Genomic DNA, 21,205 nt, shown 5'->3' on the forward strand with positions numbered 1-21,205 from the left:
CGTGGGGTGGGAATTAACAAACCATTATAGAAGTGAGGGTTAAGAACACCAGTGCACGACGATCCGGGTTGACGGCTGCTGCATAAAGGAGTTGAGTTGGATCAACTTTGTGCAGTCAATTTGTGGCGTGCATGAAAAAAGGCGTCCGAAGACGCCTTGAGTGAGGGGGCAAAAAACGGCCTGATTACTGGGCTGTAGTTGCTGCCGCAGGGTTGTTGCTGGCGCTTGCCTCCGTCCAGCCGCCGCCCAGCACCTTGTAGAGATTGACCTGGTTTTGCAGCTGCGCCAGGCGGACCTGAACCACGGACTGCTCCAGTGCAAACAGTGAACGCTGCGCATCCAGCAGATCCAGGTAGCTGGCCACACCGTTGGTGTAGCGCAGGTCCGACAGCTTGTAGCGAACCTGCTCTGCCTCCAGCTGACGCGATTGGGCATCGAGCTGATCCTTGAGTGCCCGGCGATTCACCAAGGTGTCGGACACCTCGCGGAAGGCCGACTGGATGGAGCCTTCGTATTGCGCCACGGCAATCTTCTGGCTGGCTTCTGCAACCTGCAGATTGGCGCGATTGCGGCCTGCATTGAAGATGGGCAGATACAGCGAAGGCGCAATCGTGAAAGCCGCAGAGTCCGATTTGAACAGATCGGAAACCTCCGAATTCACAAAGCCTGCCGAGGCAGTCAAGGAGATGTTTGGGAAGAACAGCGCACGTGCCGCACCAATGCTGGCATTGGCGGCAATCATGCTTTGCTCTGCCTGACGGATGTCGGGCCGGCGCAGCAACAGGTCAGAAGGCAGGCCCGACGGCACATCGGCCAGGGCTGGCAGATCGCGCAGCTGCTTGCCTTGCATGCTGGTCTGCAGATCGGCAGGCAGAGCCTGGCCTACGAGCAGCGTCAGGGCATTGACGTCGCGCTCGCGCTGACCGGCTTGCTGGGCCAGCGTGGCGCGTGCGCTTTCGGTCAGCGACTGAGCCTGGCGGTAGTCCAGCTCGGAAGCCACGCCAGAGTCCAGGCGCAGCTTGGTCAGCTTGATGGACTGCTCGCGTGTGCCCAGGGTACGGCGGGAAATGGCCAGCAGCTCCTCGTCAGCCTGCAGGTTCAGCCAGGTGTTGGCGACTGTTGCAATCAGGCTGATCTGGGCTGCCTTGCGGCCTTCCTCGGTCGCCAGATACTGGGCCAGAGCTTGCTGCTTGAGGCTGCCGATGCGGCCCCAGAAGTCAATCTCCCAGCTGGGCATGGAGAGGCCCGCCATGTACGAGTTTGCATAGCGGCCCGTGGTAGCGCTGGGCTGGCGGCTGGCGCTGCCTGCCACACCGAACTCAGGAAACTGAGCGGCACGCTGGATCTGGTACTGGGCCTGCGCCTTTTCGATGTTGAGCACGGCCACACGCAGGTCGCGGTTGTTGTCCAGCGCGAGCTGTATCACCTGCTGCAGGCGTGGGTCCGTGTAGAACTGCTGCCAGGGGATGTCGGCGGCCGCAGTGGTGCCGGCCTGCTCGTCGGCGGCAGAGTAATGCTCGGCCACCGGAGCGGCAGGGCGCTCCAGCGTGGGGATGAAGGAGCAGCCGCTGGCCAGCAGCGCGCCGGCCAGTGCTACGGGTAGCAAGGTTTTATTCATGTTGCGAGCCTCCCTGTGCTGCAGAAGTTGCCGCCGGGGGAGTGGCGTTGGAGTCTTGCTTGGATTTCTTGCCAAACAGATTGAACACGGCCACAAAGAACACGGGCACCAGGAACACGGAGATCGGCGTGCCGATCACCATGCCCCAGAACACGCCGGTGCCGATTTCCTTCTGGCTGGCCGCGCTGGCACCTGAGGCGATGTACAGCGGCACCACGCCCAGAATAAAGGCCAGCGAAGTCATCAGAATGGGGCGGAAACGCAGGTGACCGGCTTCCAGTGCGGCTTCCAGCGCGCTCTTGCCTTCCGCATGCAGGTCCTTGGCGAACTCCACGATCAGGATGGCGTTCTTGGCCGAGAGACCAATCACCGTGATCAGCGCCACCTGGAAGTAGATGTCGTTGGGCATGCCGCGCATCAGCATGCCGGCCACGGCGCCGAACACGCCCAGAGGCACGACCAGCAGCACGGACAGCGGGATGCTCCAGCTTTCATACAGTGCGGCCAGGCACAGGAACACGGCCAGGATGGAGAACGCGTACAGCAGCATGGCCGAGGAGCCGGCCTTTTTCTCGTCCAGAGACTGGCCGGTCCACTCGTAGCCGAAGCCGTCGGGCAGTTCCTGGGCCAGCTTTTCCATTTCCTTCATGGCATCACCGCTGGTAAAGCCGGGTTTGGCCTGACCGGTGATGCTCATGGAGGGGTAGCCGTTATAGCGTGTCAGCTGCATGGGACCGCTGATCCACTTGGCGCTGACCATGGTGGAAAGCTCCACCAACTGGCCTTGCGCGTTGGGAACCGTCAGGCGCATCACGTCCTCGGGTTGCATGCGGCGGGCCGCATCGGCCTGGATGGTGACGCGCTGCATATAGCCGTTGTTGGGGAAGTCCGTGGAGTTGGACGAGCCCAGGGCCGTTGCCAGCGTCGAGGCAAGGTCGCTCATGTTCACGCGCTGGGCATAGACGGCATCGCGGTTGATGTCCACCTGCCATTGGGGGGCGTCATCCACACCGTCAAAGCGCACGCCGGTCAGCACAGAGCTCTGGTTGGCCTTGGCAACCAACTGATTGCGGGCTGCCAGCAAGGCTGCATGTCCCTTGCTGCCGCGGTCTTGCAGACGGAAGGTGAAACCGTCGCTATTGCCCAGCTCTGAAATGGAGGGGGGAACCAGCGTGAAGATGAAACCATCGCGCAGCGCTGACATGGCGCCCTTGGCTCGGTCAGCGAAGGATTTGGCATCCGAGCCCGCTCCTGTGCGCTCGGACCAGTCCTTGAGCGTGGTGAACGCCAGGCCCACGTTCTGGCCCTGACCCATGAAGCTGAAGCCCAGAATGCTCACGATGTGATCGGTCTCAGGCTGGCTCAGGGCGAACTTCTCCAGCTCAGACATGGTCTTGCTGGTGCGTTCCAGACTCGCGCCGGGAGGCAGCTGAGCCAGCGAGATGACATAGCCCTGATCTTCGGTGGGAAGAAAGGCCGTGGGCAGTCGCATGAACATGAAGACCACACCGGCGATTACCAGCAGGTAGACGATGAAGGCCTGCACGGAGCGCTTGACCACACCGGACAGAGCGGTTGAATAGCGCCTTGTGCCGGCTTCAAACTTGCGGTTGAACCAGTTGTAGAACGGGCCGAGCAGACCGGTCTTCTTGTCGTGCGCATGGCCCTTTGGAATGGGCTTGAGCATGGTGGCGCACAGTGCGGGCGTCAGTGTCAGCGCAAAGAAGCCCGAGAAGAAGATTGAGATGGCCATCACCAGCGAGAACTGGCGATAGATGTTGCCGGTCGCGCCGGAGAACATGGCCAGAGGCAGGAAAACCGTCACCAGAATCACGGTGATGCCGACCACGGCGCCTTGAATCTGTCCCATGGCCTTGATGGTGGCTTCCTTGGGTGGCAGACCTTCCTCGGCCATGATGCGCTCGACGTTTTCCACCACCACGATGGCATCGTCCACCACGATACCGATCACCAGCACCATGGCGAACATGGCCAGAATGTTGATGGTCAGACCGGCAAGCAGCATCACGGCAAAGGTGCCGAGCAATGCGATGGGGACCACGATGGTAGGGATCAGGGTGTAGCGGATGTTCTGCAGGAAGATCAGCATCACGATGAACACCAGCACGATGGCTTCAAGCAGCGTGTGCACCACCTTTTCGATGGAAATCTTCACGAACTTGGAGGTGTCGTAGGGCGAGGACCACTTCACGCCGGCAGGCAGGAAGGGCTCCATCTCTGCCATCTTGGCCTTGACCAGCTTGGCAGTCGCCATGGCGTTGGCAGTAGAAGTCAGCTGCACGGCCATTGCCACGGCGGGCTTGCCGTCCAGGCGCGACTCGAAAGCATAGCTTTCGATGCCCAGTTCGATGCGAGCCACATCCCTGAGGCGCACGGTGGAGCCGTCGGAGTTGGAGCGCAGCACCACTTCGCCGAATTCCTCGGGCGTCGTCAGCTGGCCAGGCACCACGATCGTGGCGGTGGTGGTGGTGCCAGGGGTGCTGGGCAGGTTGCCCAGGGCGCCACCGGAGATCTGCTGGTTCTGCGCGGCAATCGCTGCGTTGACCGATGCAATCGACAGACCGAAGCCCTGGAGCTTGGCAGGATCCACCCACACGCGCATGGCACGACCCGATGCAAACAGCTGTGCCTTGCCCACGCCGTCCAGACGCTGGATTTCAGGCACCACATTGCGGTTCACGTAGTCGGCAATATCGTCACGCGAAGTCTCTCCGGACTCGGCCTGGAAGGCCAGAATCATCAGGAAGTTGCTCATGGACTTGTCCACGCGCACGCCCAGGGCCTGTACGACCTGAGGCAGGCGGGGCAGCACGCGGGAGAGGCGGTTTTGCACGTCCACCTGCGCCAGATCGGGGTTGGTGCCCGGAGCAAAGGTGACGGTCAGAGTGCCTTGACCGCCCGCAGGGGCGGAGGCTTCCATATACATCAGACCCTGGGCGCCGTTGATTTCGCGCTCGATCAGTTGCAGAACGGAGTCCGTCATGGTCTGTGACGTGGCGCCCGGGTAGGTCGCCGTCACGTTGATGGTGGGAGGTGCGACCGATGGGAACTGTGCCACCGGTAGCTTGGTGATGGAGATCACGCCCGCAATGATCACGAAAATCGCGATCACCCAGGCAAAGATCGGTCTGTGGATGAAAAACTTTGACATGGATCGTGCCTGTTACTTGGCTGCCTGGCCTTCGCCAGCACCTTCGGCTGGTGTGGCAGCTTTCTCTTGCGCAGGTGCGGCAGGGGCCGCAGCAGAGGGCTGTGCTGGTGTGCCGGCAGCCGCATTGTTGATCTCGACGGGCTTGACCTTCTTGGCGCCCATGCCCACCTTGATCAGGCCGTCCACCATGACTTTCTCTCCAGCTTTCAAGCCGGATGTGACGACCCAGTTATTGCCACTGGACTGACTGATCTGAACGGGACGCGGTGCCACGGAGCCATCCTCGGCCACGATCATGACGAAGTTGCCCTTTTCGTTGCGAGTCACGGCTTGTTGCGGAATCAGCGCTGCGTTCTCGACCTGTGCCTGCTCCAGGTGCACGCGTACATAAGTGCCGGGCAACAGCAGTCCGTCGGGATTGGGCAGCTCCGCACGCACGCTGACCTGTCCGGTAGTCGGGTCCACGGTCAGGTCGGTGAACAGCAGCTTGCCGGTGTGTGCATACTCCTTGCCATCGTCCAAATAGACGTGGACGCGCGCTGCGTTGTCACCTACCTTTGCTAACTTGCCGGAGCTGAGCGCTTCGCGCATGCGCATGATGTCGGAAGAGGACTGAGTCAGGTTCACGTACAGCGGGTTGACCTGCTGAATGGTCGCCAGCTGTGTGGCCTCGCCCTGGCCGACCAGAGCGCCTTCCGTCACCAGAGCGCGGCCGATGCGTCCGGAGATGGGGGCTGTCACGCTGGCATAGCCCAGGTTGACGTTGGCATTGGTGACTGCCGCCTTGCCTGCTGCAACCTGTGCCAGTGCCGCCTTTTCGTTGGCAATGGCCGTGTCGTACTCCTGCTTGCTGATGGCATTGGCTTCCACCAGGGGCTTGTAGCGGCGGGTGGTGGCAGATGCCTGGGCAAGATTGGCTTCGGCCTGTGCCAGGGTCGCCTGAGCGCTCTGCAGATTGGCCTTGTACGGCGTGTTGTCAATCTGGAACAGGGCCTGGCCGGCCTTGACATCCGAGCCTTCCTGGAACAGGCGCTTTTGCACGATGCCGGCAGCGCGGGCGCGAACCTGAGCAATGCGCGATGGCTCCAGACGGCCGGGCAGATCGGAGATCAAAGGCACGTTCTGCATGGATACCGTCACCACACCCACTTCGGGTGGCTGTGCCTGCGCGGCTGCCTGTGCTTTTTGAGCTTCCGCGTTTTTGTCACTGCATGCGACTAGGCCCAGTGCAGCAGCCAGGCTCAGGCCGATGACCATGGAGCGGGTGCCGGATGCGGCTGAATGGGACTGATTGTCGGGAGCCTGGTTTGCTTCATACATCGGGTGCATGAACGTCCTTCCGGTTGACATTGTGAAAACGAGAAAAGAGCGCTGTCCGCAGTGGAGCGCTCATTCGGGTGGAAACCCTAGATGGTTTCCTGCATATCGGTGCTAGAGAAATTATACATACATGCATAAATGTATAATTGAAAACGCTGCGTAAAGCAGCTGAGAAATGGTTGTTCTCGCGGCGAGCTATCGCTGGCGAGTGATGAGGAGGGTGAGTGATGGCTCGAAGAACCAAGGCTGAAGCGGACGAGACGCGCACCAAGCTGCTGGATGCGGCTGAGGAGGTGTTTTTCGAGAAGGGGGTGTCTCGAACCTCTCTGGGCGATATCGCGCAGCGTGCAGGGGCTACACGCGGGGCGGTGTACTGGCACTTCAAGGACAAGATGGATGTCTTTGTTTCCATGCTTGGGCGCATATGCCTGCCTTTCGAAGAAATCTGTGACGACAGGTATGGCGACCTGTTGCCGCTAGAGCGCATTCGTCACTCCATCCTGTGTGTGTTCGAGAGCTTGGATGAGGATGAGCGCAGACGCAAGGTGTTTGAAACGGCGCTATTCAAAATGGAATACGTGGGCGAACTGGCTGATGTGCGTTTGCAGCATATAGAAAGTTCAGGCTTCGCTCGGGAAAAATTTGCGCACGACCTGGCGGCTGCAGCGCAGGGGCAGTCCGTGCAGTTGTCGGTATCCCCGGAAGAGGCAGCCCTTGGTTTGCACTCTCTTTTTGTAGGTCTTATACATGGTTGGGTATTGACGGAAGGAAGTTTCTCATTGGTCAAGGTCGGTTCGATGTCGGTGGATGTCTACTTGTCTGGTTTGGGATTTCGGGTGAATTTGTGATTTGGGTGTCCAAACCCGTGCAATAATTGCGGCTGTTGAATTGTTGTTGGCCGTGCAAGCGGCCTGACGGATTCGCGGCTGTAGCTCAGTGGATAGAGTATTGGCCTCCGAAGCCAAGGGTCGTGGGTTCGATCCCCGCCAGCCGCGCCAGCATCGATCTTCGGTAAGAAAAAAGAAATTTCAAAATTTCTTTTTAAGCCGGAAATAGATGCTACAATTCAAGTCTCTTCGGAGGGGTGGCCGAGTGGTTAAAGGCAGCAGACTGTAAATCTGCCCGCTAACGCGTACACAGGTTCGAATCCTGTCCCCTCCACCAGCAATGGTTGAGAAGAGCGATTGCTAGAAATAGCAGTCACGTGCAGTAGTAAATCTGTGCGGGAGTAGTTCAATGGTAGAACCCTAGCCTTCCAAGCTAATGACGCGGGTTCGATTCCCGTCTCCCGCTCCAGTTTGCGAGCAAAGATTTTAGAAGTTGTTTTTGCAGCTTCTTTGCCCATGTGGCTCAGTGGTAGAGCACTCCCTTGGTAAGGGAGAGGTCGCGGGTCCGATTCCCGCCATGGGCACCATTTTCTGGTGCGCTCGCTTGATAGGGTTGCGCCGAAATCCTCTTGCAGTGAATTAGTTTTTTCGGAGTCGGAAAAATGGCAAAAGAAAAATTCGAGCGCACCAAGCCCCACGTGAACGTGGGCACCATCGGTCACGTTGACCACGGCAAGACCACCCTGACTGCTGCTATCGCTACCGTGCTGTCCAAGCACTTCGGCGGTGAAGCCAAGGACTACTCGCAGATCGACAACGCCCCCGAAGAAAAGGCTCGTGGTATCACGATCAACACTTCGCACGTTGAGTACGAAACTGCCAACCGCCACTACGCTCACGTGGACTGCCCCGGCCACGCTGACTATGTGAAGAACATGATCACTGGTGCCGCTCAGATGGACGGCGCTATCCTGGTTTGCTCCGCTGCTGACGGCCCCATGCCCCAGACTCGCGAGCACATCCTGCTGTCGCGTCAGGTGGGCGTGCCCTACATCATCGTGTTCCTGAACAAGGCCGACATGGTGGACGACGAAGAACTGCTGGAACTGGTCGAAATGGAAGTGCGCGAGCTGCTGTCCAAGTATGACTTCCCCGGTGACGACACCCCCATCATCCGCGGCTCCGCCAAGCTGGCCCTGGAAGGTGACCAGTCCGACAAGGGCGAGCCTGCCATCCTGAAGCTGGCCGAAGCTCTGGACACCTACATCCCCACTCCCGAGCGTGCTGTTGACGGCGCCTTCGTGATGCCCGTGGAAGACGTGTTCTCCATCTCCGGTCGTGGTACCGTGGTGACTGGCCGTATCGAGCGCGGTATCGTCAAGGTCGGCGAAGAAATCGAAATCGTCGGTATCAAGGACACCGTCAAGACCACCGTCACCGGCGTGGAAATGTTCCGCAAGCTGCTGGACCAAGGTCAGGCTGGCGACAACGTGGGCCTGCTGCTGCGCGGCACCAAGCGTGAAGACGTGGAACGCGGCCAAGTGCTGTGCAAGCCCGGCTCCATCAAGCCCCACACCAACTTCACTGCTGAAGTTTACGTGCTGTCGAAGGACGAAGGCGGTCGCCACACTCCTTTCTTCAACAACTACCGTCCCCAGTTCTACTTCCGTACAACTGACGTGACCGGCTCCATCGAACTGCCCGAAGGCAAGGAAATGGTGATGCCTGGCGATAACGTGTCGATCACTGTGAAGCTGATCTCCCCCATCGCCATGGAAGAAGGTCTGCGCTTCGCTATCCGCGAAGGTGGTCGTACTGTGGGCGCCGGTGTGGTTGCCACGATCATTGCATAATTGATTTGTAGGGGTATAGCTCAATTGGCAGAGCGTCGGTCTCCAAAACCGAAGGTTGTAGGTTCGATTCCTACTGCCCCTGCCACCTCTTAATGGTGGAATCAACAAGAGCCCGCCTTTGGCGGGCTTTTGTGTCTTGAAATTGCACATTTTTGTGCATTTGAAACAAAATATGGCCACTACTCAGGTTGAAACAGTCAGCTCTGCTGCTGACAAAGCAAAATTAGCCGCTGTTGCGGCTTTAGTTGTTGCTTCTATTGCTGGCTTTTATCTGTTGAGCAAGCAAGGTGCGCTGGTGCAGTGGGCGACTCTGATTGTCGGCCTGGTGCTGGCTGCTGGCGTGTTTCTGATTTCTGAGCCGGGCAAGCGCTTCATTGGCTTTGCTCGTGATGCTTGGCGTGAGGTGAAGAAGGTGGTCTGGCCCACCCGCAAAGAAACCATGCAGATGACACTGTATGTCTTTGCGTTTGTGGTGGTGATGGCCTTGTTCTTGTGGTTCACCGATAAGACGCTTGAATGGGTCTTGTACGACTTGATTTTGGGCTGGAGGAAGTAATGGCTGATGCAGTCGAAACAGATGTGAATGGTGGAGCAGCGGGACCCGCCAATCCCGATCTGCGCTGGTATATCGTCCATGCCTATTCGGGTATGGAGAAGGCTGTCGAGCGCAATATTGCGGAGCGTATTGCCCGCTCGGACATGCAGTCCAAGTTTGGCCGCATCCTGGTGCCTTCCGAAGAAGTTGTGGAAATGCGCAACGGCACTCGTCGCACCACAGAGCGTCGCCTGTTCCCCGGTTATGTTTTCGTCGAAATGGTGATGGATGACGATACATGGCACCTGGTGAAGCACACCAGCAAGGTGACTGGTTTCGTCGGTGGTGCCAAGAATCGTCCTGCCCCCATTTCTGAAGAAGAAGTTCGCAAGATCGTCGACCAGATGCAGGAGGGCACCGAGAAGCCCCGCCACAAGGTCGAGTTCATGGTGGGCGAAATGGTTCGTGTCAAGGAAGGTCCGTTCGCAGACTTCAACGGCTCCGTCGAAGAAGTCAACTACGAAAAGAACCGTCTGCGTGTGTCGGTCACCATCTTTGGCCGCGCAACTCCTGTGGAATTGGAATTCTCTCAAGTTGAGAAAACTTGAGATTCGCAATAGAATCTAGGGCTTCGCATTTTTTGACTCGATGCGAAGCTTTTTTGTAGAGTCAGCAACCTCGGGGAGCTGTTTGCAGACGCTGCGAATGGCGCTATACCCGTAAGGAGCTCAACATGGCGAAAAAAATCGTCGGCTTCATCAAGCTGCAAGTGCCAGCTGGTAAGGCCAATCCTTCTCCTCCCATTGGTCCTGCGCTGGGTCAGCGCGGCCTCAACATCATGGAATTCTGCAAGGCGTTCAACGCCCAGACCCAAGGTGTCGAGCCCGGCCTGCCTCTGCCCGTGGTGATCACGGCTTTTGCTGACAAGAGCTTCACGTTCGTCATCAAGACTCCTCCCGCAACCGTTCTGATCAAGAAGGCTGTGAAGCTGGACAAGGGCTCTTCCAATCCTCTGAAGAACAAGGTTGGCAAGATCACACGTGCTCAGCTGGAAGAAATCGCCAAGACCAAGCTGAAGGACATGAACGCCGCTGACGTTGACGCTGCTGTGCGTACGCTGGCTGGTTCTGCCCGTTCGATGGGCGTGATCGTGGAGGGTGTGTAAATGGCCAAGTTGACCAAGAAGCAAAAAGCTCTCCAGGGCAAGGTTGATTCCAACAAGCTGTACTCTTTCGCTGACGCCGTGGCGCTGGTGAAGGAAGCTGCAACTGCCAAGTTCGATGAATCCATCGACGTGGCCGTGCAACTGGGTGTGGATGCCAAGAAGTCGGACCAAGTGGTGCGTGGCGCTGTGGTGCTGCCTCACGGTACCGGCAAGACTGCTCGCGTGGCTGTGTTCGCACAAGGCGCCAAGGCTGAAGAAGCCAAGGCTGCTGGCGCTGACGTGGTCGGCATGGACGACCTGGCTGCTCAAGTCAAGGCCGGTGACATGCCCTTCGACGTGGTGATCGCTGCTCCCGACGCTATGCGCGTTGTGGGCCAGCTGGGTCAGATCCTGGGCCCCCGTGGCCTGATGCCCAACCCCAAGGTTGGCACCGTGACTCCTGACGTCGCTACGGCCGTGAAGAACGCCAAGGCTGGTCAAGTGCAGTTCCGCGTGGACAAGGCTGGTATCGTGCACGGCACGATCGGTCGCCGTTCGTTCGATGCCGACAAGCTGCAGGGCAACCTGGCTGCTCTGATCGATGCACTGAACAAGGCCAAGCCTGCTTCCAGCAAGGGTCTGTACCTGCGCAAGGTGGCTGTTTCGTCGACCATGGGTGTGGGCGTTCGCGTCGATACACAATCCATCTCGGCGTAATTGCTAGAAATCGTCAGATGAGCCTGGCTCATCTGGTGTGGTGGGCTGCGGGAGTTGTTGCTCCTGCAGGTCATCCAAGACCGTTGGTGTGATTTGATCACTTAATCACGAAGGCCAACGCAGATGGCGATCCCGCTGCAGATGGAAATTTTTCCTAAACAGTTGGTCGCTGCAACAAGAGCGTGTATGCAGGGCTTGCCTTGCATATGCATTTGAAGGAGTAGACCTTGAGTCTTAATCGCAGTGAGAAAGAAGCGGTCATCAACGAAGTGACCAGCCTCGCCGCTAAAGCTCAAACGCTTGTGATCGCGGAATACCGTGGCATCACGGTCGCCGACATGACCAAACTGCGTGCCGATGCTCGCAGCAAGGGTGTGAGCCTGAGCGTGTTGAAGAACACCCTGGCCCGCCGTGCTGTTGCCGGTAGCGCGTTTGACGTGGTGGCTGACCAGATGACTGGTCCCCTGATCTATGGCTTCTCTGAAGACGCAGTGGCTGCCGCCAAGGTGGTGGCCGACTTCGCGAAGACCAACGACAAGTTGGTGATTCGCGGTGGTGCGTTCGGAGGCAAGGCCCTGGACATCGACGGCGTTAAGCAACTGGCAAACATCCCCTCCAAGGAAGTACTGCTCGCACAACTGTGCGGCTTGCTCATGTCGCCTATCTCGCGTACAGCCGTTGTGCTGGGCGCTCTGGCGGCCAAGAAGGGCGAAGGCTCTGCCGAAGCGGCAACAGAAACAGCCGCAGCCTGAGTGCTCGGCAAAACCAACCAATTTTAGGAAATCAAAATGGCATTCGATAAAGACGCATTCCTGACCGCCCTGGACAGCATGACTGTTCTGGAACTGAACGACCTGGTCAAGGCTATTGAAGAGAAGTTTGGCGTGTCCGCCGCTGCTATGGCTGCTCCCGCTGCTGGCGGCGCTGCTGGTGGCGCTGCTGCTGCTGAAGAAAAGACCGAGTTCAACGTCGTTCTGACCGACGCTGGCGCTAACAAGGTGTCCGTGATTAAGGCTGTGCGCGAAATCACCGGCCTGGGTCTGAAGGAAGCCAAGGATCTGGTCGACGGCGCTCCCAAGACCGTGAAGGAAGCAGCTCCCAAGGCTGACGCTGAAGCCGCTGTGAAGAAGCTGGTTGAAGCCGGTGCCAAGGCTGAACTGAAGTAATTCAGTGAAATCAAGGGCTGGAGACTCCTAAAAGGGTCTCCAGCCTTTGGCGCTTGTGGAACGCGCTGAAAGAACACACCAGAAAGCAGGTTTCCTAGGGAGTCTGCTTTTTAGTGTCTTCTGACAATCCGACAGCAGAAGATGCCTTGGTTCGGGCGATGTGCAACGCATCGCCGTCAGCCATGGTTGGTAGTGGCCAACCGCCAAGCCCGCAGGAGAACCCTGTGGGGCAGTCGTCGCAGACCCAGGACTCATGTCTTTGCCCGGAGATCTCATGGCCTATTCTTATACCGAACGCAAGCGAATCCGCAAAAGCTTCGGGAGCCGCGATAGCGTGCTCGAAGTGCCTTATCTGCTGCAGATGCAAAAAGATGCCTATACAGCATTCCTGCAGGCAGATGTAGCCCCCAAAAAACGTACCATTGATGGCCTGCAAGCGGCCTTCAATTCCGCCTTCCCCATCGTCTCCCACAATGGTTTTGTGGAGATGAAGTTTGTCGAGTACAACCTCGCCAAGCCCGCTTTCGACGTGCGTGAATGCCAGACCCGTGGTCTGACCTTCGCCTCCGCTGTCCGCGCCAAGGTCCAGTTGATCATCTATGACCGCGAGTCCTCCACGGCTCAGTCCAAGGTGGTCAAGGAAGTGAAGGAACAAGAGGTCTACATGGGCGAAGTGCCCCTGATGACCGACAAGGGTTCGTTCATCATCAACGGTACCGAGCGCGTGATCGTGTCTCAGCTGCACCGTTCGCCTGGCGTGTTCTTCGAGCACGACAAGGGCAAGACCCATAGCTCGGGCAAGCTGCTGTTCTCGGCTCGCATCATTCCTTACCGCGGCTCCTGGCTGGACTTCGAGTTCGACCCCAAGGACCTGCTGTACTTCCGCGTCGACCGTCGCCGCAAGATGCCCGTGTCGATCCTGCTGAAGGCCATCGGCATGACGCCCGAGACCATCCTGGCAACGTTCTTCGTGAACGACAACTTCCGCCTGATGGACAGCGGTGCCCAGATGGAATTCGTGGCCGATCGCCTGAAGGGCGAAGTCGCGCGTTTCGACATCACCGACAAGTCCGGCAAGGTTGTTGTCGCCAAGGACAAGCGCATCACTGCTCGCCACACCCGCGAGCTGGAGCAGTCCGGCACCAAGTTCGTCAGCGTGCCCGAAGACTTCCTGCTGGGTCGTGTGCTGGCCAAGAACATCGTTGATCCCGATACCGGCGAAATCATCGCCAAGGCCAACGAAGAACTGACCGAAGCCCTGCTCAAGAAGCTGCGCAGCGCCGGTGTGCAGGACGTTCAGTGCATCTACACCAACGAACTGGACCAGGGCGCCTACATCTCGCAGACTCTGCGCACCGATGAAACCGTGGACGAGTTCGCTGCCCGCGTTGCCATCTACCGCATGATGCGTCCTGGCGAGCCTCCTACCGAGGACGCCGTGCAGGCCCTGTTCCAGCGCCTGTTCTACAACGCCGACACCTATGATCTGTCGCGTGTGGGCCGTATGAAGTTCAACGCCAAGATCGGCCGCGAAGGCGCGACCGGTCCCATGGTGCTGTCCAACGAAGACATCCTGGCCGTGGTCAAGATCCTGGTGGACCTGCGCAATGGCCGCGGCGAAGTCGACGATATCGACCACCTGGGCAACCGCCGCGTGCGCTGCGTGGGCGAACTGGCCGAAAACCAGTACCGTACCGGTCTGGCTCGTATCGAAAAGGCTGTGAAGGAACGTCTGGGTCAGGCCGAGCAAGAGCCCCTGATGCCTCACGACCTGATCAACTCCAAGCCCATCTCTGCGGCTCTGAAGGAGTTCTTCGGTGCCTCGCAGCTGTCGCAGTTCATGGACCAGACCAACCCTCTGGCAGAAATCACGCACAAGCGTCGTGTTTCTGCCCTGGGCCCAGGCGGTCTGACCCGCGAACGTGCCGGCTTTGAAGTGCGTGACGTGCACGTGACCCACTACGGTCGCGTCTGCCCTATCGAAACGCCTGAAGGTCCCAACATCGGTCTGATCAACTCGCTGGCTCTGTACGCCCGCCTGAACGAGTACGGTTTCATCGAAACCCCGTACCGTCGCGTGGTGGACGGCAAGGTGACGATGGACATCGACTACCTGTCGGCCATCGAAGAAGGCAAGTACGTGATCGCCCAGGCCAACGCCGATCTGGATGCCGAAGGCAATCTGGTGGGCGAGCTGGTGTCGGCCCGTGAAGCCGGTGAATCGACCCTGGTGTCGGCCGAGCGCGTGCAGTACATGGACGTGTCGCCTGCGCAGATCGTGTCCGTGGCCGCTTCGCTGATTCCCTTCCTGGAACACGACGACGCGAACCGTGCCTTGATGGGCGCCAACATGTCGCGTCAGGCCGTGCCTGTGCTGCGTCCTGAGAAGCCCATGGTCGGTACCGGCATCGAGCGCGTTGCCGCTGTGGACTCCGGCACCGTGGTCACCGCCAAGCGCGGCGGTATCGTGGACTATGTCGACGCCACCCGCATCGTGATCCGTGTGAACGACGACGAAGCCGTGGCCGGTGAAGTCGGCGTGGACATCTACAACCTGATCAAGTATCAGCGTTCCAACCAGAACACCAACATCCACCAGCGCCCCATCGTCAGCCGTGGCGACAAGCTGGCCAAGGGTGATGTGCTGGCGGACGGCGCTTCGACCGACCTCGGCGAAATCGCCATCGGCCAGAACATGCTGATCGCGTTCATGCCCTGGAACGGCTACAACTACGAAGACTCGGTGATGATCAACGAGCGCATCGTGGCTGACGATCGCTACACCTCGATCCACATCGAAGAGCTGGTGGTGATGGCTCGCGACACCAAGCTGGGTGCCGAAGAAATCACGCGCGACATCCCCAACCTGTCCGAGCAGCAACTGAACCGCCTGGACGAGTCCGGCATCATCTACGTGGGTGCCGAAGTGCAGCCCGGCGACGTGCTGGTGGGCAAGGTCACGCCCAAGGGCGAGACCACGCTGACGCCTGAAGAGAAGCTGCTGCGCGCCATCTTCGGCGAGAAGGCTTCCGACGTGAAGGACACTTCTCTGCGTGTGGATCAGGGCTCGCAAGGCACCGTGATCGACGTGCAGGTGTTCACGCGTGAAGGCATCCAGCGCGACAAGCGCGCCCAGCAGATCATCGACGATGAACTCAAGCGCTTCCGCCTGGACCTGAACGACCAGCTGCGCATTGTGGAAGCCGACGCCTTCGACCGTATCGAGAAGCTGCTGACCGGCCGCGTGGCCAACGGTGGTCCTCAGAAACTGTCCAAGGGCGCCAAGATCGACAAGGCCTATCTGGACGGCGTGGAGAAGTTCCACTGGTTCGACATTCGTCCTGCCGAAGACGATGTGGCCGCTCAGCTGGAGTCCATCAAGAATTCCATCGAGCAGCAGCGTCACACCTTCGACCTGGCGTTCGAAGAAAAGCGCAAGAAGCTCACCCAGGGCGACGAGCTGCCTGCCGGCGTGCTGAAGATGGTCAAGGTCTACCTGGCCGTCAAGCGTCGTCTGCAGCCCGGTGACAAGATGGCCGGCCGTCACGGTAACAAGGGCGTGGTCTCCAAGATCACTCCTGTGGAAGACATGCCTTTCCTGGCTGATGGCTCCACTGCCGACATCGTGCTGAACCCGCTGGGCGTGCCTTCGCGTATGAACATCGGTCAGGTGCTGGAAGTGCACTTGGGCTGGGCCGGCAAGGGTCTGGGCCAGCGCATCGGCGACATGCTGCAAAAGGAAGCCCGTGCTGCTGAAGTGCGCGCCTTCCTGGAAGAGATCTACAACCGCAGCGGTCGCAAGGAAGAGCTGTCTCAGCTGGACGACGGCGAAGTCATGTCCATGGCCAAGGAACTGACCACGGGCGTGCCGTTCGCAACGCCGGTGTTCGACGGTGCTTCCGAAGCCGAGATCAAGGACATGCTGAAGCTGGCCTACCCTGACGACATCGCTGCCGCCAAGGGTCTGACCGAGACACGCACTCAGGCTTATCTGTATGACGGCCGCACCGGCGAGCGCTTCGAGCGTCCGACCACCGTGGGCTATATGCACTACCTGAAGCTGCACCACTTGGTCGACGACAAGATGCATGCCCGCTCCACCGGTCCTTACTCGCTGGTGACGCAACAGCCTCTGGGCGGTAAGGCCCAGTTCGGTGGTCAGCGTTTCGGTGAAATGGAAGTGTGGGCGCTGGAAGCTTACGGCGCCGCCTACGTGCTGCAGGAAATGCTGACCGTGAAGTCCGACGACGTGGTCGGTCGTACCAAGGTGTACGAGTCCATCGTCAAGGGCGAGCACTCGATCGAAGCGGGCATGCCCGAATCGTTCAACGTGCTGGTCAAGGAAATCCGCTCTCTGGGCTTGGACATCGAGCTCGAACGTTCTTAAGCCCTATTAAACAGAGAGCTGCAACCGCTTTAAAACAAAGGATTTGCGCTTGGTTCGTTGCTGAAACCAAGGCAAATCCAGCGGTGGCTGCAATGATTTTTGACGAAAAGGAAAGAGTTACATGAAATCGCTACTCGACCTGTTCAAGCAATTTACGCCTGATGAGCATTTCGATGCCATCAAGATCGGCCTGGCCTCGCCCGAGAAGATCCGTTCCTGGTCTTTCGGTGAAGTGAAGAAGCCTGAAACGATCAACTACCGTACTTTCAAGCCCGAGCGTGATGGTCTGTTCTGCGCCAAGATCTTTGGCCCGATCAAGGACTACGAATGCCTGTGCGGCAAGTACAAGCGCCTCAAGCACCGCGGCGTGATCTGCGAGAAGTGCGGCGTTGAAGTCACACAGACCAAGGTGCGTCGCGAACGCATGGGTCACATCGACCTGGCCGCGCCCTGCGCCCACATCTGGTTCCTGAAGTCCCTGCCTTCGCGCCTGGGCCTGGTGCTGGACATGACGCTGCGCGACATCGAGCGCGTGCTGTACTTCGAAGCCTATGTGGTGACCGACCCCGGCATGACTCCGCTGAAGAAGTTCAGCATCATGACCGAGGACGACTACGACGCCAAGCAACTCGAGTACGGCTACGATGAGTTCACCGCCAAGATGGGCGCTGAAGGCATCAAGGACCTGCTCGAAGGCATCGACATCGACGTCGAGATCGAGCGCCTGCGCAACGATCTGACCGGCTCCGAAGTCAAGGTCAAGAAGAACGCCAAGCGCCTGAAGCTGCTGGAAGCGTTCAAGAAGTCCGGCATCAAGCCCGAGTGGATGGTGATGGAAGTGCTGCCCGTGCTGCCTCCCGATCTGCGTCCCCTGGTGCCTCTGGACGGTGGCCGTTTCGCCACTTCCGACCTGAACGACCTGTACCGCCGCGTCATCAACCGCAACTCGCGTCTGCGCCGCCTGCTCGAGCTGAAGGCTCCTGAAATCATCGCGCGCAACGAAAAGCGCATGTTGCAGGAAGCGGTGGACTCGCTGCTGGACAACGGCCGTCGCGGCAAGGCCATGACGGGCGCCAACAAGCGTGCCCTGAAGTCGCTGGCCGACATGATCAAGGGCAAGAGCGGTCGTTTCCGTCAGAACTTGCTGGGCAAGCGCGTGGACTACTCCGGTCGTTCCGTGATTACCGTGGGTCCTTACCTCAAGCTGCACCAGTGCGGTCTGCCCAAGCTGATGGCGCTGGAGCTGTTCAAGCCCTTCATCTTCGCGCAGCTCGAGCAGCGCGGCATCGCCACGACCATCAAGGCTGCCAAGAAGGAAGTGGAAGCCGGTACGCCCGTGGTGTGGGACATCCTTGAAGAAGTCATCAAGGAACACCCCATCATGCTCAACCGTGCGCCTACGCTGCACCGTCTGGGCATCCAGGCTTTCGAGCCCATCCTGATCGAAGGCAAGGCCCTGCAACTGCACCCGCTGGTCTGCGCGGCCTTCAACGCCGACTTCGACGGTGACCAGATGGCTGTTCACGTGCCCCTGTCTGTGGAAGCGCAGATGGAAGCCCGCGTGCTGATGCTGGCCTCGAACAACGTGCTGTTCCCCGCTTCGGGCGAACCCTCCATCGTTCCTTCTCAGGACGTGGTGCTGGGTCTGTATCACGCCACGCGTGAAAAGATCAACGGCAAGGGCGAAGGCATGGTGTTTGCCGACCTGATGGAGCTGCAACGCGCTCTGGATGCCGGCGAGACCGAACTGCACGCCAAGATCAGCGTGCGCCTGACCGAGTGGAACAAGAACAAGGAAACCGGCGAATTCGAGCCCGTGACCTCGCTCGTGGAAACCACCGTGGGCCGTGCCCTGCTGTCTGAAATCCTGCCCAAGGGCCTGGCTTTCAGCAACATGAACAAGGCGCTCAAGAAGAAGGAAATCTCCAAGCTGATCAACGCCTCCTTCCGCAAGTGCGGTCTGAAGGCCACGGTCGTGTTTGCCGACAAGCTGCTGCAAAACGGTTTCCGTCTGTCCACGCACGCCGGTATCTCGATCTCCATCGACGACATGCTGGTGCCTCCGCAAAAGGCCGACATCCTGGCCCGCGCAGAGTCCGAAGTGAAGGAGATCGAGCAGCAGTACGTCTCGGGTCTGGTGACCTCCGGCGAGCGCTACAACAAGGTGGTGGACATCTGGGGCAAGGCCGGCGACGACGTGTCCAAGGTGATGATGGACCAGCTCAAGGTCCAGAAGACCACCGACCGTCATGGCAACGAAGTCGATCAGGAGTCGTTCAACGCGATTTACATGATGGCCGACTCCGGCGCCCGTGGCTCCGCAGCTCAGATTCGTCAGCTGGCCGGTATGCGTGGTCTGATGGCCAAGCCTGACGGCTCCATCATTGAGACGCCTATCACCGCGAACTTCCGCGAAGGCCTCAACGTGCTGCAGTACTTCATCTCGACCCACGGTGCTCGTAAGGGTCTGGCCGACACGGCGCTGAAGACGGCTAACTCCGGTTACCTGACTCGTCGTCTGGTGGACGTGACGCAGGATCTGGTCGTGAACGAACAGGATTGCGGTACCTCCAACGGCTATCTGATGCGCGCCATCGTCGAAGGCGGTGAAGTGATCGAATCCCTGCGCGACCGTGTGCTGGGCCGTTCGACCGCGGAAGAAGTGCTGCACCCCGAAACCCGTGCCGTGCTGGTGCCTGCCGGTACCCTGCTCAACGAAGACACCATCGAAGAGCTGGAAGCCCAGGGCGTGGACGAAATCAAGGTTCGCACGGCTCTGACCTGCGAAACCCGTTTCGGCCTGTGCGCCACCTGCTACGGTCGCGACCTGGGCCGCGGCGGCCTGATCAACCTCGGCGAAGCCGTGGGTGTGATCGCTGCCCAGTCCATCGGTGAACCCGGCACGCAGCTGACCATGCGTACCTTCCACATCGGTGGTGCCGCTTCGCGTGCCGCCATCGCTTCGAGCGTGGAAGCCAAGTCCAATGGTGTCATCGGCTTCAACAGCACGATGCGCTATGTGTCCAACACCAAGGGCGAGCTGGTGGTGATTTCGCGTTCCGGCGAGATCGTGATCAGCGAAAACGGCCGCGAGCGCGAGCGTCACAAGGTGCCTTACGGCGCCGTGCTGACCATCAAGCCCGATGAAGCCATCAAGGCCGGCAAGATCCTGGCGAACTGGGATCCGCTGACCCGACCCATCATTACCGAATACGCCGGTCAAGTGCGTTTCGAGAATGTGGAAGAAGGTCTGACGGTGGCCAAGCAGGTCGACGAAGTGACCGGTCTGTCCACTCTGGTGGTGATCGACCCCAAGCGTCGTGGCTCCGCCAAGGTGGTGCGTCCCCAGGTCAAGCTGATCGACGCCAACAACCAGGAAGTCAAGATCCCAGGTACCGACCATGCCGTGACGATCGGCTTCCAGGTCGGCGCCCTGATCCAGGTGCGTGACGGCCAGGACGTGGGCCCCGGCGAAGTGCTGGCCCGTATCCCTGTGGAAGGTCAGAAGACCCGCGACATTACCGGTGGTCTGCCCCGTGTGGCCGAACTGTTCGAAGCCCGTACGCCCAAGGACAAGGGCACTCTGGCCGAGATGACCGGTACCGTGTCCTTCGGCAAGGAGACCAAGGGCAAGATCCGCCTGCAGATCACCGATCTGGAAGGCAAGGTCTGGGAAGAACTGGTGCCCAAGGAGCGCAACATTCTGGTCCACGAAGGCCAGGTGGTGAACAAGGGCGAGTCCATTGTTGACGGTCCTGCCGATCCTCAAGACATCCTGCGTCTGCTGGGTATCGAAGAGCTGTCGCGCTACATCGTGGACGAGGTGCAGGACGTTTACCGTCTGCAGGGTGTGAAGATCAACGACAAGCACATCGAAGTGATCGTGCGTCAGATGCTGCGTCGCGTGATCATCGAGAACTCCGGCGATACCACCTACATCCAGGGTGAACAGGTCGAGCGTTCCGAGGTGCTCAACACCAACGAACAGATGCAGAAGGAAGGCAAGCTGCCTGCCACGTACTCCAACGTGCTGCTGGGTATCACCAAGGCTTCGCTGTCGACCGACTCGTTCATCTCTGCGGCTTCCTTCCAGGAAACCACCCGTGTTCTGACCGAAGCTGCCATCATGGGCAAGCGCGACGAACTGCGTGGCCTGAAGGAAAACGTGATCGTGGGTCGTCTGATCCCCGCCGGTACCGGTCTGGCCTATCACCAGGCTCGCAAGGCCAAGGACGAAATGGACGATGCCGAGCGTCGTGCCATCGCCGAAGCCGAAGAAGCCGAGCTGGCCGGTGTGCTGGCTGATGACGTCGAAGCACCTGCTGGCGACGCCTCTGCCGACTAAGCATGGCACTGGGCCGCAGCCGGCAAGGGCTGCGGTTCGCTGCTGATGCACCGCGCTCCCGCTCTGCCTTGTGCAGACGGGAGCGTTTTTCATTGATCAAGACACGATTTGCGCAAGTTCG

Annotated in this window: 13 protein-coding genes and 5 tRNA genes; 15 read left to right on the forward strand and 3 right to left on the reverse strand. The window is 59.3% G+C overall.

Annotated elements, in window-relative coordinates; translation table 11 throughout:
• Nucleotides 1-184 precede the first annotated feature (184 nt).
• The 3 genes from NOX35_RS01805 to NOX35_RS01815 are packed head-to-tail and all read right to left on the reverse strand — an operon-like array spanning nt 185 to nt 6,110.
• On the reverse strand, nt 185-1,618 hold the full coding sequence (locus tag NOX35_RS01805) for an efflux transporter outer membrane subunit (protein ID WP_182285403.1): 1,434 nt from the start codon (nt 1,616-1,618) through the stop codon (nt 185-187).
• Nucleotides 1,611-4,790 (reverse strand): efflux RND transporter permease subunit, encoded by a 3,180-nt coding sequence (locus NOX35_RS01810; RefSeq protein WP_182285404.1) that lies wholly within the window; start codon nt 4,788-4,790, stop codon nt 1,611-1,613. The genes NOX35_RS01805 and NOX35_RS01810 overlap by 8 nt, the downstream gene beginning before the upstream one ends.
• A 12-nt stretch (nt 4,791-4,802) precedes the next feature.
• The gene (locus NOX35_RS01815) at nt 4,803-6,110 is read right to left on the reverse strand and encodes an efflux RND transporter periplasmic adaptor subunit (RefSeq protein ID WP_182287074.1); all 1,308 of its coding nucleotides are present in this window, start codon (nt 6,108-6,110) and stop codon (nt 4,803-4,805) included.
• 227 nt (nt 6,111-6,337) lie between these two features.
• Between NOX35_RS01815 and NOX35_RS01820 the strand changes: the two genes are divergently transcribed.
• The 15 genes from NOX35_RS01820 to rpoC all read left to right on the forward strand — a co-directional run bounded on the left by NOX35_RS01820 (nt 6,338) and on the right by rpoC (nt 21,084).
• Complete coding sequence (locus tag NOX35_RS01820) at nt 6,338-6,958, forward strand: TetR family transcriptional regulator (RefSeq protein WP_042438626.1); 621 nt, start codon at nt 6,338-6,340, stop codon at nt 6,956-6,958.
• Nucleotides 6,959-7,032: 74 nt separating this feature from the next.
• Nucleotides 7,033-7,108, forward strand: a tRNA-Arg gene (locus NOX35_RS01825).
• 80 nt (nt 7,109-7,188) lie between these two features.
• A tRNA-Tyr gene (locus NOX35_RS01830) sits at nt 7,189-7,274 on the forward strand.
• 58 nt (nt 7,275-7,332) lie between these two features.
• Nucleotides 7,333-7,406, forward strand: a tRNA-Gly gene (locus NOX35_RS01835).
• Between the two features lie 43 nt (nt 7,407-7,449).
• A tRNA-Thr gene (locus NOX35_RS01840) sits at nt 7,450-7,524 on the forward strand.
• A gap of 75 nt (nt 7,525-7,599) precedes the next feature.
• The gene (gene tuf, locus NOX35_RS01845; RefSeq protein WP_012836789.1) at nt 7,600-8,790 is read left to right on the forward strand and encodes an elongation factor Tu; all 1,191 of its coding nucleotides are present in this window, start codon (nt 7,600-7,602) and stop codon (nt 8,788-8,790) included.
• A gap of 9 nt (nt 8,791-8,799) precedes the next feature.
• Nucleotides 8,800-8,875 (forward strand) — tRNA-Trp (locus NOX35_RS01850).
• A gap of 87 nt (nt 8,876-8,962) precedes the next feature.
• Nucleotides 8,963-9,346: a preprotein translocase subunit SecE gene (gene secE / locus NOX35_RS01855; RefSeq protein ID WP_034349432.1), complete on the forward strand. Its 384-nt coding sequence runs from the start codon at nt 8,963-8,965 to the stop codon at nt 9,344-9,346.
• Complete coding sequence (gene nusG / locus NOX35_RS01860) at nt 9,346-9,933, forward strand: transcription termination/antitermination protein NusG (RefSeq protein WP_003065695.1); 588 nt, start codon at nt 9,346-9,348, stop codon at nt 9,931-9,933. Before secE ends, nusG begins: the two co-directional genes overlap by 1 nt.
• Before the next feature lie 125 nt (nt 9,934-10,058).
• Nucleotides 10,059-10,490 (forward strand): 50S ribosomal protein L11, encoded by a 432-nt coding sequence (rplK, locus tag NOX35_RS01865; protein WP_003059339.1) that lies wholly within the window; start codon nt 10,059-10,061, stop codon nt 10,488-10,490.
• Entirely contained in the window at nt 10,491-11,186 is a 696-nt protein-coding gene (gene rplA / locus NOX35_RS01870) for a 50S ribosomal protein L1 (protein ID WP_003065693.1), read from the forward strand.
• A 227-nt stretch (nt 11,187-11,413) separates the two neighbouring features.
• Complete coding sequence (gene rplJ / locus NOX35_RS01875; protein ID WP_003065692.1) at nt 11,414-11,938, forward strand: 50S ribosomal protein L10; 525 nt, start codon at nt 11,414-11,416, stop codon at nt 11,936-11,938.
• A gap of 36 nt (nt 11,939-11,974) precedes the next feature.
• On the forward strand, nt 11,975-12,352 hold the full coding sequence (gene rplL / locus NOX35_RS01880) for a 50S ribosomal protein L7/L12 (protein WP_003065690.1): 378 nt from the start codon (nt 11,975-11,977) through the stop codon (nt 12,350-12,352).
• Between the two features lie 274 nt (nt 12,353-12,626).
• Nucleotides 12,627-16,739: a DNA-directed RNA polymerase subunit beta gene (gene rpoB / locus NOX35_RS01885; RefSeq protein ID WP_182285405.1), complete on the forward strand. Its 4,113-nt coding sequence runs from the start codon at nt 12,627-12,629 to the stop codon at nt 16,737-16,739.
• Between the two features lie 121 nt (nt 16,740-16,860).
• Nucleotides 16,861-21,084: a DNA-directed RNA polymerase subunit beta' gene (gene rpoC, locus NOX35_RS01890; protein WP_003065685.1), complete on the forward strand. Its 4,224-nt coding sequence runs from the start codon at nt 16,861-16,863 to the stop codon at nt 21,082-21,084.
• Nucleotides 21,085-21,205 lie beyond the last annotated feature (121 nt).

Origin of the sequence: Comamonas sp. C11, assembly GCF_024496285.1 — a bacterium.
Taxonomy (GTDB): Bacteria; Pseudomonadota; Gammaproteobacteria; order Burkholderiales; family Burkholderiaceae_C; genus Comamonas; species Comamonas testosteroni_F.